This is a genomic window from Actinoplanes sp. CA-051413, from assembly GCF_050955795.1.
Lineage (GTDB): Bacteria > Actinomycetota > Actinomycetes > Mycobacteriales > Micromonosporaceae > Actinoplanes.
The window spans coordinates 7512895-7526323 of the sequence record NZ_CP192100.1 but is presented as its reverse complement, the minus strand read 5'-3'; the positions used below and the strand labels follow the sequence as shown (position 1 = coordinate 7526323).

The following is a 13429-nucleotide window of genomic DNA, read 5'->3' as shown; positions in this document are numbered from 1 at the left end:
AGCGCCGAGACGATGGTCCGCAGGCCGGGGGAGAAGCGCACCAGCCGCAGCACCCGGCTGTGGGCCAGGATCCGGACCGCGATCTCGGCCAGGAAGAGCAGCCGGAAGGTCCATTCGACAGTGGCGCCCCCGCAGGAGCGAGGGCGCCACCGTGGTCAGCTGCGGTAGACGCCGAACTCCCAGAGCGAGTAGCCGTAGTCGGTGGCGCGGGCGGTGCCGGAGACCCGGACGTAGCGGCCCGTGCCGCTGATCGCCAGGTCGTCGAAGCCGCCGTTGCCGCCGGTCGTCGTGTGGATCGTCTGCCAGGTGCTGCCGTTGTCCGACACCTGCACCGTGTAACCATTGGCGTACGCCGCCTCCCAGGCCAGCAGCACCCGGTTGAACGACTGCACCGAGCCCAGGTCGACCTGTACCCACGCGGTGTCGACCCATTCGCTGGCCCAGCGGGTGCCGTAGTCACCGTCGACCGCGTACGCCGGCAGCTGCGGCCCGTTCGTGCCGGTCGGCTGGTACGTCGACGCGGTCACCGTCTTGCCGCGGGCCAGGTTCGTGCCCGGGATCGTCGGCGGGACCACCTTGAACGAGCGCTGCTCGATGCCCACGTTGCCTTGGCCGTCGAACGCGTACACGTAGACCTTCCAGACGCCGAGCTGTTCCGGCGCGCGAACCGTGAACTGATTGCCGTTCTGGGTGAAGCTCAGATTGGTCAGGCCGCGGTTGCCGGTGATGTGCTTGTCGCTCGCCATCAGGTTGTACCGGATGAGATCGCCCTGCGGATCGGTCGCGGCGACATTCACGGTGAACGTGCCACCGGCCGGCACGGCCGTCTGCGGGCTCACCGTCATGGTGGTGATCTCCGGCGGGGTGTTCGCCGACGCCTGTCCGGTGTACGCCTGCTTCAGCGCGTGGTAGCCGAGCCGCCGCCAGCCACCGGTGAACGTGTTCAGCCAGACGCCGCCGAAGTCGTTCTCCAGTCCGTAGTGGAACTCGGTCGCGCCCAGCGCCACACCCGGGTGGCCCTTGATCGCGTTCCAGCTGTACGTGTACCCCGCCCGCTTCTGCAGATCGGTCGGCTCGTCCGGGACCCCGTTGACGTCGTTGGGCACCTCCCACTCGCCGGCCGGGCCGCCCTCGGTCAGGATGTACGGCTTGGTGTAGCCGCCGGCGATCCAGTCCCGCTTGACCGTGTCGATCGCGCCGTAGGAGTTGACGGCCAGCAGGTCCAGGGCCGGGGCGTACGGCTTGTAGTACGTCCAGGCGTGGGTGTACGCGTCGGTCGAGGTGACCGGGTGGTTCGGGTCCACCGCGTGGATCGCCTCGGCGACCTCGTTGACGAACTTGGCGTAGGCGATCCGGCGCGCCTCGACCACGTCGGCGGCCAGCCCGTAGTTCTGCATCTCCAGAATGACCTCGTTGCCGACGTCCCACATCAGGACGCCCTGCCGGCCCTTGAGCGCGTTGACCCGGGCCACGATCTCGGCCTTCACCGAGGACTTGTACGCGGTGTCGTTGACGTAGTCGGCGCCGTGGTTGAGCCAGAGGCCGACGACGACCTTGATGTTCTGCTGGGCGGCCCGGTCGAGGAGCGCCGGGGTGTTGTCGTCCGGTCCCCAGATGCGGATCGTGTTGACGCCCATGTTCTTCAGGTCCCGCAGGTAGCCGTCGGCGGCGGCCTGCGGCGGGCCGTAGGTGATGCCCTTGACCTCGTACGGCGCGCCGTTGACGTTCAGCTGCCAGTTGCCCTGCGTACCGGTGACCCGGACGGTGGACGGGCCGGCCGGGGTGGCCGGGTCGGTCATCGCCGCCGGGGTGGTGCCGGTGGCCCGGGCCACGGTCACCGAGTCGACGCTGAGCACGCCGCCCGAGGTGGTCTCCGGGGTGGGCGTGGTGAAGCCCGCGATCGCGTTCGGCAGCGAGCCGCCGATGGCCAGGTCGAAGCGCAGGAAGAAGCCGTGGTGCACGGCCGCGCGCCACGCGGTCACGCCGACCTGCGACTCGCGGACCACCCAGGTCTGCCGGCCGTCGAGGTAGAAGCGGATCTCCTCGTCGGTCCTGGTGCGGTCGATGACCTGGGTGTACTCGTGGAAGCCGGTCTGGCAGCCGGTGCAGCTCGCGAGCCCGCTCTGCCGGCCGTTGTACTCCGCGCACGGCCCGTCGGGTGCGGTGCCGCAGTGCAGGGTCTGGGAGAGCTGGCTGCGGCCGTTGACGTCGGTCATGATGTCGGTCTCGCCGACGCCGGGCCAGTTGGTGTAGTTGCCCCGGTAGGCCGCGCCGGTGGCCCGGAAGCCGGGCCAGTAGCCGGCGCCGTTGGCCACGTCGGGCTGCTTCAGGACGGCGGTGAACTTCGTCTGCTGCCCGGCCAGCGGCTCGAAATCGGTGCGCTGGGTCTCGATACGCCCCGAGGTCCACTTGCCGGCGCCGTCACGGGTCGCCTTGATGTTCAGCTTGCCGGCGCCGTCGAGGTAGACGTTGGCGGTGGAGTTCGACGCGGTCTCGACCTCGCCGGTGCCCCAGTTCGCGGCGCCGCCGGGATACTGGGTGCCGGTGCGCAGCAGCCAGTTCGCCGCGTTCGGCGAGGTGTTGGCGGCGCCGCTGAAGTCGTCGGTCCAGACGGTGGTGAAGTCACCGGGCACGGGCGGCGGCGTGGTCGGGTCGGTGGGCGGCGTCGTGCTGCCACCGGTGAAAACCTTGAACTCGTAGAGGGAGTAGCCGTAGCCGCTGGCGCGGGTGGTGCCGTACATGCGGACGTAGCGGCCGGTGCCGCTGACGGTGAGGGTCTCGGTGCCGCCGGCGCCGGTGGTGGTGGTGTGGATGTCGGTCCAGGTGGTGCCGTCGGCACTGGTCTGGATTTTGTACGCCTTGGCGTACGCGCCCTCCCACTGCAGGACCACCTGGCAGATCGCCTGGGAACTGCCCAGGTCCACGCGCAGCCACTGGGGATCGGCGAACTCGCTCGACCAGCGGGAGCCCGCGTCCCCGTCGACGGCCTTGCCCGCGGCGACGTCCGCACCCTCCTGCGTGGAGGCGGTGGCCGGCTTGCCCTGGGCAGCGTTCGTGGTGCCACAGGCCGTGGGTGCGCCGGTGGAGCCGTAGACCTTGAACTCGTAGAGGGAGTAGCCGTAGCCGCTGGCGCGGGTGGTGCCGTACATCCGGACGTAGCGCCCGGTGCCGCTCACGGTGAGCGTCTCGGTGCCGCCGGCGCCGGTGGTGGTGCTGTGGATGTCGGTCCAGGTGGTGGCGTCGGCACTGGTCTGGATCTTGTACGCCTTCGCGTACGCGCCCTCCCACTGCAGGACGACCTGGCTGATCGTGGCGGTGGTGCCGAGGTCCACCCGCAGCCACTGGGGATCACTGAACTGGCTCGACCAGCGCGTACCGGCGTTGCCGTCCACCGCGAGGGCGGCGGCGACGTCCGCACCCTCCTGCGACGACGCGGTCGCGGATTTGCCCTGCGACAGCAGGGAATCGGCGGCGTGCGCGGTGAACTGCACGACGCCCACATAGGCGGCGACGACGGCGAGCACGGTGACGGGGATCAACCGGCGCCAGCGTCGAGGTCGGGGCGCGTGCGGGGACAGCGCCTGGGGGGATGCCGGATGCACGGGAACTCCTGACGTTCGGGGACGGAGTCACGGGGGGAGTGATCAATGGAGAGCGCTCTCCATACCGCCGCAGTGTTGCGCCCAGTTTTCCGATGTGTCAAGCATTCCGTGCCCAGGAAGCGACAAACACGGTCTTACGGTACGGCGAGACGGCTCCTATGGAAAGCGCTCTCCACGGCTACGGTGACCCGATGGACGAAGGTGGAGTTGCGGAGCTGATCGAGCGGGCGGGCTATGGACCGCAGGAGCCGGTGGCAGTAGCGATCCGCCGTCCGGGTCAGGAACCGATGGTCGTCACGCGTCCCGTGGAAGGTCCGGGTGCGGAGTCGATGATCTACATCGCCTCCGTGGCCAAGCAGATGACGGCGGCCTGTCTCGCCCTGCTGGTCAGGCGGGGCCAGGTGGACACCGAGACATCGGCGCGCCACTGGCTGCCGGACCTGCCGTCCTGGGCCGGCGCGGTGCGGCTGCGCCACCTGCTGCACCACACGGCCGGGCTGCCCGACGACGCCCGGCTGCAAGGCCCCGGCGACCGCACCTCCGCCGGCATGCTGACAGCCCTGAAGTCCTCACCCGCATCCGATTCCGAGCCGGGAAGCCGGTTCGCCTACTCGAACGCCGGCTACATCCTGCTCGCCGCGATCGTGGAACGGGCCACGGAACAGCCCCTGCCCGGCTTCGCCCGCGATCACCTCTTCGCGCCGCTGGGGATGTCGCGCACGCTGTACTGGCCCGGTCCCTCGGCTCAGCCCCCGGGCGCCGTCCCCATCGAGTCACCGCATCCGGCCCCGTTGTCACTGGGCGACGGGGGTGTGTGGAGTACGCCCGCCGACCTGCTGCGCTGGGGCGACGGCCTCAACGAGGACCGGCTGCACATCTCGGGATTGCTGCAGACGCCGGGATTCCTGGACGACGGCACGCCGCTCGACTACGCCTGGGGTATCGGCGTGCGGGTCCACCGCGGCCGGCGCGTCTACCGGCACGGCGGCGGCTGGCAGCAGCTGCGACTGCTCCACGCCAGGTCACCCGACGCCGGTCTGACGCTGCTGACGGTCGCCCTGCGCGATCCGGCCGACCGTCACATCGGCCTCACCGACGACCTGCTCGACCGGCTGCTCGGCTGACGCCGCCCCGCAAGGAATCCCGTCAGACGGGGCGGCGAGCGAAGGAGAGCAGGATTACGAACGCGCCCAGAGTGGCCAGCGAAATCAGCAGCAGCGTGAGGCTGTTGCCGGTGAGGTCCTGAACCACGTGGATGCCGGTCCCGAGGGCGAGCACCGCGTACGCCCCGGCCAGCAGCCGCGGTCGCGGGACCGGCCTCCGGAAGAGCCGGACCCGGCCCGGCCGGCGGTTGTGCTGCACCACCAGCCAGACCGCCGACGCGAGCACCAGCACGGCCAGCACAGCCTCGGCCACGAGCAGCAACACATCGACGGTCGGCATGCCCGGGAGGATAGTGCGGCCGGGCGAGCCGAGAATTTCTTTGTGGGGTGTGTAGAGAACGGGGCCGGGTCTCCGACTCACCGGTGGAAGTGCCCCGCCGGGGGCACCCGAGGGCTGGGAGACTGAGCCATGAAGTACATGCTGATGATGTTCGGTGACGGCGCCACCATGATGCAGAGCCGGAGTCAGGAGTGGGTCTCCGAGATGATCCAGTTCATGATGTCGTTCAATGCCGAGCTGGAGCAGGCCGGTGAGTTCGTCGAGGCCCGCGGGCTGGCCGATCCCACCTCGGCCAAGACCGTCTCGCTGGTCGACGGCCAGGTCGTGGTGACCGACGGGCCGTTCGCCGAGGCCAAGGAGTCGCTGGCCGGCTACTGGGTGCTCGAGGTGAAGGACGAGCAGCGGGCGATCGAGCGGGCCGGCCAGATCGTCGTCTGGGCCGAGCGGGTCGAGCTGCGCGAGGTTCCCGACGGGCCGCCCGAGCAGTGACCACGGACCAGCCCGGTGTCGAGGGCCTGCTGCGCGAGCTCGCGCCGCAGGTCCTCGGGGTCCTCGTCCGCCGGTACGGGCAGTTCGACGCCGCCGAGGACGCGGTCCAGGAGGCCCTGCTCTCCGCCGCCCTCAAGTGGCCGGTCGAGGGGGTGCCCGACAGCCCGCGGTCCTGGCTGATCACCGTGGCCGGCCGACGCCTGGTCGACGAGTGGCGCAGCGAGAGCGCCCGCCGCGCCCGCGAGGAGCACGTCGCGCTGCTCGAGCCGGCCGACCCGGCCGCCGCCGTCGACGAGGACGACACCCTCACTCTGCTCTTCCTCTGCTGCCACCCGTCGTTGTCGCCGCCCTCGCAGCTCGCCCTGACGCTGCGCGCGGTCGGTGGCCTGAGCACCGCGGAGATCGCCCGGGCGTTCCTGGTGCCCGAGGCCACGATGGCCCAGCGGATCAGCCGGGCCAAGCAGCGGATCCGCACCAGCGGGCTGGGCTTCGAGGCGCCGCCCGAGGCTGAGCGGGCCGACCGGCTCCAGGTCTTACGGCAGGTGCTCTACCTGGTCTTCAACGAGGGCTACACCACGAGTGCCGGGCCCGACCTGCAACGGGCCGACCTGACCGCCGAGGCGATCCGGCTGACCCGGATGCTGCACCGGCTGTTGCCCGGCGACGGGGAGACGGCCGGGCTGCTCGCGCTCATGCTGCTCACCGACGCGCGGCGCCCGGCGCGGACCGACGAGCACGGCGCGCTGGTGCCTCTGGACGAGCAGGATCGGGGACTGTGGAATGCCGCGTTCATCGCCGAGGGGGTCGCGCTGGTCTCCGGGACGCTGGGCCGGGGGCCGCTGGGGCCGTACCAGTTGCAGGCCGCGATCGCGGCGGTGCACGACGAGGCCCGCACCGCAGCGGAGACCGACTGGCCGCAGATCCTCGCCCTCTACGAGGTGCTGGAACGCGTCTCGCCCGGTCCGGTGGTCACGCTGAACCGGGCGGTGGCCGTGGCCCGGGCGCGCGGGCCGCTGGCCGGGCTCGCCGTGCTGGCCGAGCTCGACGGTGACGAGCGGATGACGGGCAACCACCGGCTCGAGTCCGTCCGCGCGCACCTGCTGGAGCTGGCCGGCGACCACACCGCGGCGCACAGCAGTTACCTGCGGGCGGCGGCCATGACGGCCAGCCTGCCCGAGCAGCGGTATCTGACGCTGCGGGCGGCGGCGCTGTCGACCCGTACCTCATCCGAACATTGAGCCGGGCCTGAGCCGGGCATGATGGTCCGGTGAGTGAACCTCCCGCCAAGGGCCTGATCCTGCTGGTCGAGGACGAACGGCCGATCGCGGACCTGGTCCGGCTCTACCTGAGCCGGGACGGCTTCGGGGTGCACGTCGAGCACGACGGCCCGGCCGGGCTGGCCGCGGCCCGGCGGTTGCGGCCGGTCGCGTGCGTGCTGGACATCGCGCTGCCCGGGATGGAGGGCACCGAGATCTGCCGCCGGCTGCGGGAGGCCGGTGACTGGACCCCCGTCGTCTTCCTCACCGCCCGTGACGACGAGGTCGACCGGATCCTCGGCCTCGAGCTCGGCGGCGACGACTACCTCACCAAGCCGTTCAGCCCGCGGGAGCTGGTCGCCCGGGTACGGGCCCTGCTGCGCCGCGCCGCCGGGCCACCCGACGGCGGCCACGTGCGCACGCTGGGGCCGTTGCAGCTGGACTCCGGCCGACATCTGGTCACCGTGGACGGTGTGCCGCTGACGCTCACCCCCACCGAGTTCGACCTGCTCGCGCACCTGCTCGGGCGCCCGGGGCGGGTCTTCACCCGGGAGGAGCTGCTGGCCAGCGTCTGGGGGTACGCGTCGCCGGCGGGTACCCGTACGGTCGATGTGCACGTGGCCCAGGTGCGCGCCAAGCTGGGCGCCGCCGCGACCCTGATCCGCACGGTCCGCGGGGTCGGCTACACAGCCGATGCGTAGCATCCTCGGCACCCTGTCCGGCCGGACCGTCCTGGTCACCGCGGCCACGGCCGTCGTCGCCGTCATCATCACCGCGCTCGTGGCGCTGCCCATCGCGGTGCGTTCGGCCAACAACGCCGCTCGCGACGAACTGATGGAGAAGTCCGCGCTTGCGGTCGAGCTGCTCACCACCGAACGTCAGGTGGCCCGGGAGCGGATCGTGTCCCGGCTGCGGGCCGACGGCGTCGACGTCTATCTGATCCGGCGGGGCACCGTCGACCGGGCCGGGCTGCCGGACCGGGTGGTCACCCAGGTCGCCGGCGGCGCGACGGTCAACACCCGCGGCACGGTCGGCGGGCGCGCGGTGCTGATCGTCGGCCGGCCTTTGCGGGGCAACACCAGCGGGGTGGTCCTCACCCGCGACACCGCTTCCGGTACGGCGGCCCGCGTCCTCGGCGGAGTGTGGCTCGCACTGCTGGCCGGCCTGCTCGGTGGTGTCCTCGCCGGAGCGCTGCTGGCCCGTTTCATCGCCCGGCCGCTGCGGCAGGCGGCCGTGGCGGCGGGCCGGCTCTCGTCCGGTGACCGCTCGGTACGCCTCGCGGTGCGACCTCCCGCCGAGGTGGCCGAGCTCGCGTCCGCGCTCAACCAGCTCGGCGCGGCGTTGCAGATCAGCGAGGGCCGGGAACGCGAGTTCCTGCTGTCGGTGTCGCACGAGCTGCGTACCCCGCTGTCCACGATCCGCGGCTACGCCGAGGCCCTGGCCGACGGGGTGGTCGCCGCCGACGACGCTGCGCGGGCCGGGCAGACCATGGTCGCCGAGGCCGACCGGCTCGACCGGCTGATCTCGGACCTGCTGGTGCTCGCCCGCCTGGAGGCCGCGGACCTGCCCGTGGACATCGTGCCGGTGGACCTGGTCGACCTGGCCGGGTCGGCCGCCGAGGCGTGGGCCCGGCGCTGCGGCCCGGACGGCCCGCAGGTGCGCACCGAGCTGCTCGCCGAGCCGGTCGTGGTGGCCACCGATCCCGGCCGCATCCGCCAGGTGATCGACGGGCTCTGTGAGAACGCGCTGCGGGTTGTGCCGCCGGGTGCCCCGCTGATCCTGGCGGTACGGCCCGGCCCGCACGGCGGCGTGCTCGAGATCCGGGACGGGGGTCCCGGCTTCTCCGACGAAGACCTGGCGGTGGCGTTCCAGCGTGGCGCGCTGCAGCGGCGGTACCGGGGCATCCGGCGTACCGGTAGCGGTCTGGGGTTGGCGCTGGCCGCCCGCCTGGTCGGGCGGCTCGGCGGCACCATCGCGGCCGGCCACGCTCCCGAGGGCGGCGCGATGTTCACCATCGCCCTGCCTGCCGCCACCGGCCCTTACTCAACCCGAACATGACGCTGATCCGGCCCGTGCACGGCCGGCGCAGTCTTGGCGGCATGACACGAACCCGTATCGCGCTGACCCTGACCACTGTGAGCCTCGCCGGTCTGCTCGGGCTGAGCGGCTGCGGCGGTGGCGCGGCCCCGGCCGGTGCCCCGGCGGCGCCCGCGGCGGACGTCGCGGACGAGACTTTCGCGCTCGCCGCCGTCGGTCTGGAGGCGGACCCGGCGCCGTCGGCCTCCGCCGCGGCCAAGCCGGACAAGGCTGGCAAGCACCCCCGGGCCCGCAAGTTCCTACGGAAGAACACTCTGCACGGGGAGATGACGGTGCAGGGCAAGGACGGCGTCAAGACCGTCGTCGTGCAGCGCGGCACGGTCACCGCCGTGGACGCCACGACGGTGAGCGTCAAGTCGGCCGACGGCTTCGCGCAGACCTGGACCTACGGCGACAAGCTGCGGGTCGTGCAGGACAAGAAGAAGGCCGAGGCCGCCGCGATCAAGAGCGGCGCGGAGATCGGCCTCGCCGGCGCCAAGGACGGCGGCAAGAACGTCGCCCGGCTCGTCGTGATCAAGTAGCCCGGAGGTTCAGGGCCCGTGCTCTTGGACAAGCACGGGCCCTGCACCCCGCCCCCCGGAAGAAAGATCAGGTCACTGCAGGATGGCGCCCATCGGCGACATCAGCAGCTTGCCGAAAGCCTCGGCGGTGCCGTCCAGGCGCGTCCGCTCCCGGCCGAGGGCCTGCAGGTCATGGCGTACGCACCAGAGCTTCTGCGAGTTGCGCCAGGCCACGTTGCGGGTGTACTCGATCAGCTCGCCCTGCCACCAGTCGTCCAGGTCGCCGTTCATCATGTCGATGATCAGCTGCCACTTCTCCAGGAAGCCGCGGCGCAGCCCGGGGATGGACTCGGCGAAGATGTCGTTGATCTGCAGATAGTCGTGGTGCTGGTCGCTGTCGTCGACCGGGTCGGAGCCCAGGTGGTCGAAGGTCGTGACCAGGGCGAACGGCAGGTCGAAGTTGATGTGCGCGTTGACCCCGGCGGCCGCCGACGGCAACGGGCGCGCGTCCGGGCCGGGGATCCGGTGGAACAGCACGGACCAGGCCCGCGGGCAGCCGGCGCTGGCGTCCGACCACTGGCGCAGGGCGTCGAAGTAGCGGGCGGCGAACTCCACGTCCAGGCGGGACAGGAACGCCGGGTCGGCGAACCGGCCCGCGTACAGGCGCTCGAGCACGCTGGTCGTGATGGTCAGGTAGAGCTTGTTGAAGTCGGCGAGCGGGTTGCTGTCCAGCAGCGGCGGCACCCGCTCCAGTACGTCCTGGAGCTTCGTGAGCTGGTCGACCACCGCGGGTACGTCATCGGGGTGCCCGGCCAGCACGTCGGCCATGTCCTGGCGGACAGGCCCCCAGACGGAATCGGTGATCATCGCGGTCCTCCACACACGGAACTCCCTCGCGGAGGCCCTCCAGCACCGCCCGGCGGCCTGGTCGGGCCGGCCGGCCGGGCGGTGCTCCCCCGAACGAGAGTCAGCCTTTCATCGGGGACGGGCGTGGGGATCGGTAGAACGACGTATTCCGCGTACGTAGATAACGAAAAGGTCACGCCGCCCGGAGGAACACCCGGCTGGCCTGCACCCGGGTGCGCACCTGGAGCTTGTCGAAGATGTGCCCGACGTGCACGCCGACGGTCCGCTCACTGATGAACAGAGCCTGACCGATCTCCCGGTTGGTCAGCCCCTCGGCGACCGCCGCCAGGACCTCCCGCTCGCGCTCGGTCAGCACGTCCAGCTCGTCGCCGGAGTCGCGGCTCGGCGGCGGGATCGGAACCGTGTCCTCGTCGCCGGTCAGGGCGACCCGGGCCCGGGTCGCCACCGCGGTGATCTCGGCCGCGAACGGCTTGGCGCCCATGGCCCTTGCGGTCGCGTACGCCTCGCGCAGCGCCATCGTGGCCGCCGCCCGCCCGCGGTTGGAACGGCCCGGCCGGCGCGCGAAGGTGGCCTCGGCCTGCCGCAGCCGCGAATACGCCGCCGGGTACGGCTGCTTGCGCCTGTCCCACGCCGTCGCGGCCCGGGCCCACAGCTCCGGGTCGTTGCGCTCGTCGATCCGGCTCTGCTCGGCCGCGCACAGGTCCAGGTAACCGTCGACCACGGCGCGCACCGGCGGGGCCGCGTTGCCCGCACCCTTGGCCATCCGCTCGACCACGGTCTGCAGCCGGCGCACCGCCCCCAGGTCCACCGGCACCTTGCCGCCGGCCTGGGCCTCCGCCTCGGCGCGCAGCCCGTGCCAGGCCAGCACACCGAGCAGCACCAGGTCGTCCGAGCGGGTCTCGGTCAGGCCGCGCTGCACGGCGGCCCGCGCCTCCGCGTGCCGGCCCTGCCACATGGCCAGCCCGGCCCGCAGGGTGAGCATCGGCAGCACGTGCCGGGCCCCGCCACCGGCGAGGATCGTCGCCACCGCCTCCAGGTCGCGGTCGGCCTGCTCGACGTCGCCGACGCCGACCCACAGCCGGCAGCGCGACAGCAGCAGCTCGACCGCGTCGGCGCCGGACGGGCGGTGCCGCATCGCGGTGTCGAGCACCTTCTCCATCTCGGTCCAGTCGCCGATCCGGAACAGCCCGTTGGCGGCGATGGCCAGCAGCCGGGTCTGGTAGGTGCGGCCGAGCCCGATCGCGGCCAGCTTCTCCGCGCCGCGGCGGGCCACCAGCACGCCCTCCTCGACGCTGTTCAGCGGCCCGGTGAGCAGCTCGGCCAGGTGCAGATAGGCGCAGCCGATGTCGTCCGGGTGCCCCGAGCGCTCGGCGATCTCCACCGCCTGGCGGATCACCGCCAGCCCCGCGTCGGGATCCTCCCGGAAGGCCAGGCTGAAGCCCAGCGCAGCGCTGGCCCGGACCAGGTCGGCGGTCGAGCCGTCGGCCTTCTCGGCCAGCTCCAGCGCGTCGCGCGCGCGGACCCCGGCGTCGGCGTAGCGGCCCAGGTGGACCAGCAGCTCGGCGAGGTGCGCGGCCGCGCTGGCCTGCTCCGACGGGGTGCACTCGGCGAACGCCAGCGCCCGCTCGTATTCGATCTCGGCGGTCGCCGAGCGGCCCGCCGCGGCCAGGTAGCGGGCCCGGCGCAGGTGGATCTCGCAGGCCCCCGGGCCGTCCGGGCGGGCGGCCAGCTCCTCGAGCCGGGTCAGGGCCCGCTGGTGCTCGCCGCAGCGGTGCGCCGACTCGGCGGCGTGCGCGAGCAGCTCGGTGCGCTCGGGGGCCTGGTCGCAGCCCAGCTCCAGGGCCATGCTCCAGTAGCGGTGCGCCTCGGCGAAGCCGTAGAGCTGCTCGGCGGCCCGGGCCGCGGCGACGACCGAGGGCATCGCCCGGGCGGGCTCGCCCGCCTGCCGCCAGTGATGCGCCAGCCGGGCGTGGTCGGCGGCGCCGGGGACAGCCTCCAGGGCCTCGGCGTAGCGGCGGTGCCGGGCGGCGTGCTCGGCCGGCAACACCTCGTGCTCGAGGACCTCGGCGACGACCTGGTGCCGCAGCCGGTAGCCGTCGGCCGCGCTGGTCACGAAGCGGTGCGCGACCGCGGCCCGGATCGCCTCGATCAGCTCCGTCTCCGGCAGCGGCAGGACCCGGGCCAGCAGGGCGTGCTCGACCGGCTCGACCCCGGCGGCGACGGCGTGCACCACGTCGTGGGCGTGCGGGGGCAGCTCGTCGACCCGGGACAGGAAGATCTCGCGCAGCGTGTCGGACAGCTCGACCCGGCCGTCCCGCAGGTCCCGGGAGAGCTCCTCGACCACGAACGGGTTGCCGCCGCTGCGCTTGTAGACCCGGTCGGCGTCCTCCGGGGCCACGTCGGCGCCGGCGATCGCGGCGACCAGCTCACCGGTCGACTCCTGGTCGAGCGGGGCCAGGTCGAGCACGCGTACGGACCGCAACCGGCGCAGCTCGGCCAGCACCCGCCGTAGCGGATGGGAGCCGTGCAGCGACTCGGCCCGGACCGCCGCCAGCACCGACAGGTTGATCTCGCCGAGGCCCGCCAGCAGGTAGAGCAGGAGCTGCCGGGTGCTGCGGTCGGCCCACTGGAGGTCGTCGAGCACGAGCAGCAGCCGCCGGCCCTGGGCCAGCGAACGCAGCTGCTGGGAGACCCGTTCGAGGAGTACGCCCGCGCCGTCCTGGTTGGCGGCGGCGTCCACCGGGGCGGTGTCGGCGTGCACCCCGGCGCGGCGCAGCGCCTGCAGGACCGGGTGCAGGGGAGAGGCGTCGCCGATGTCCAGGCAGGTGCCGGACAGCACGGCGACACCCGCGTCACGCAGGGCATCCGCCGTCTCGCGCAGCAGGCGGCTCTTGCCCACGCCGCTCTCGCCGGTGACGAACACCGCCGCGGTGCCGCTGGGACCGGCGTCCAGCAGGTCCGTGCGAACCGCGGTCAAAGTGCCGGTACGTCCGACAATAGGCGCGTCGTCCCCCTCGCTGGCCATGCGTGGCAGCCTAGTGCCGATCCGGGTAGCACGTTCTCGTCGGTTCGGACTGTTCTGCGTCACAAATTCGACGCTGGGCCCGCTGTCACAGATACGTCATTCTGCGGATCCGCTGTACCCCTGCCGGCTGGCACCGTTTGCCTCGCCAAT

General features: G+C 72.4%; 10 protein-coding genes. 6 read left to right on the top strand and 4 right to left on the bottom strand.

Going from position 1 to position 13429, the window contains the following annotated elements; translation table 11 throughout:
- Positions 1-155 precede the first annotated feature (155 nt).
- Positions 156-3539 (bottom strand): galactose-binding domain-containing protein, encoded by a 3384-nt coding sequence (locus ACQP2Y_RS35385; RefSeq protein ID WP_433720379.1) that lies wholly within the window; start codon positions 3537-3539, stop codon positions 156-158.
- 254 nt (positions 3540-3793) lie between these two features.
- On the opposite strand from ACQP2Y_RS35385, the gene ACQP2Y_RS35380 reads away from it, so the two are divergent.
- The gene (locus tag ACQP2Y_RS35380; protein WP_433720377.1) at positions 3794-4726 is read left to right on the top strand and encodes a serine hydrolase domain-containing protein; all 933 of its coding nucleotides are present in this window, start codon (positions 3794-3796) and stop codon (positions 4724-4726) included.
- 22 nt (positions 4727-4748) lie between these two features.
- Here the strand turns inward: ACQP2Y_RS35380 and ACQP2Y_RS35375 are convergent, their stop codons facing one another.
- Positions 4749-5045 (bottom strand): hypothetical protein, encoded by a 297-nt coding sequence (locus ACQP2Y_RS35375; RefSeq protein ID WP_433720375.1) that lies wholly within the window; start codon positions 5043-5045, stop codon positions 4749-4751.
- Positions 5046-5174: 129 nt separating this feature from the next.
- On the opposite strand from ACQP2Y_RS35375, the gene ACQP2Y_RS35370 reads away from it, so the two are divergent.
- From ACQP2Y_RS35370 to ACQP2Y_RS35350, 5 genes are read left to right on the top strand one after another with little or no spacing between them, the layout of a single operon-like run.
- Positions 5175-5534: a YciI family protein gene (locus ACQP2Y_RS35370; RefSeq protein WP_360828507.1), complete on the top strand. Its 360-nt coding sequence runs from the start codon at positions 5175-5177 to the stop codon at positions 5532-5534.
- Entirely contained in the window at positions 5531-6772 is a 1242-nt protein-coding gene (locus ACQP2Y_RS35365) for an RNA polymerase sigma factor (RefSeq protein WP_433720372.1), read from the top strand. The genes ACQP2Y_RS35370 and ACQP2Y_RS35365 overlap by 4 nt, the downstream gene beginning before the upstream one ends.
- Positions 6773-6801: 29 nt before the next feature.
- Positions 6802-7491, top strand: a complete 690-nt coding sequence (locus ACQP2Y_RS35360; RefSeq protein ID WP_433720371.1) for a response regulator transcription factor — start codon at positions 6802-6804, stop codon at positions 7489-7491.
- Positions 7484-8848 (top strand): HAMP domain-containing sensor histidine kinase, encoded by a 1365-nt coding sequence (locus ACQP2Y_RS35355; RefSeq protein ID WP_433720369.1) that lies wholly within the window; start codon positions 7484-7486, stop codon positions 8846-8848. The genes ACQP2Y_RS35360 and ACQP2Y_RS35355 overlap by 8 nt, the downstream gene beginning before the upstream one ends.
- Before the next feature lie 41 nt (positions 8849-8889).
- Positions 8890-9408: a hypothetical protein gene (locus tag ACQP2Y_RS35350; protein WP_433720368.1), complete on the top strand. Its 519-nt coding sequence runs from the start codon at positions 8890-8892 to the stop codon at positions 9406-9408.
- A 72-nt stretch (positions 9409-9480) separates the two neighbouring features.
- Here ACQP2Y_RS35350 and ACQP2Y_RS35345 read toward each other — a convergent pair whose 3' ends face one another.
- The gene (locus tag ACQP2Y_RS35345; RefSeq protein ID WP_360553358.1) at positions 9481-10251 is read right to left on the bottom strand and encodes a DUF5995 family protein; all 771 of its coding nucleotides are present in this window, start codon (positions 10249-10251) and stop codon (positions 9481-9483) included.
- Positions 10252-10426: 175 nt separating this feature from the next.
- The gene (locus ACQP2Y_RS35340) at positions 10427-13279 is read right to left on the bottom strand and encodes a helix-turn-helix transcriptional regulator (RefSeq protein ID WP_433720366.1); all 2853 of its coding nucleotides are present in this window, start codon (positions 13277-13279) and stop codon (positions 10427-10429) included.
- Positions 13280-13429: the final 150 nt, after the last annotated feature.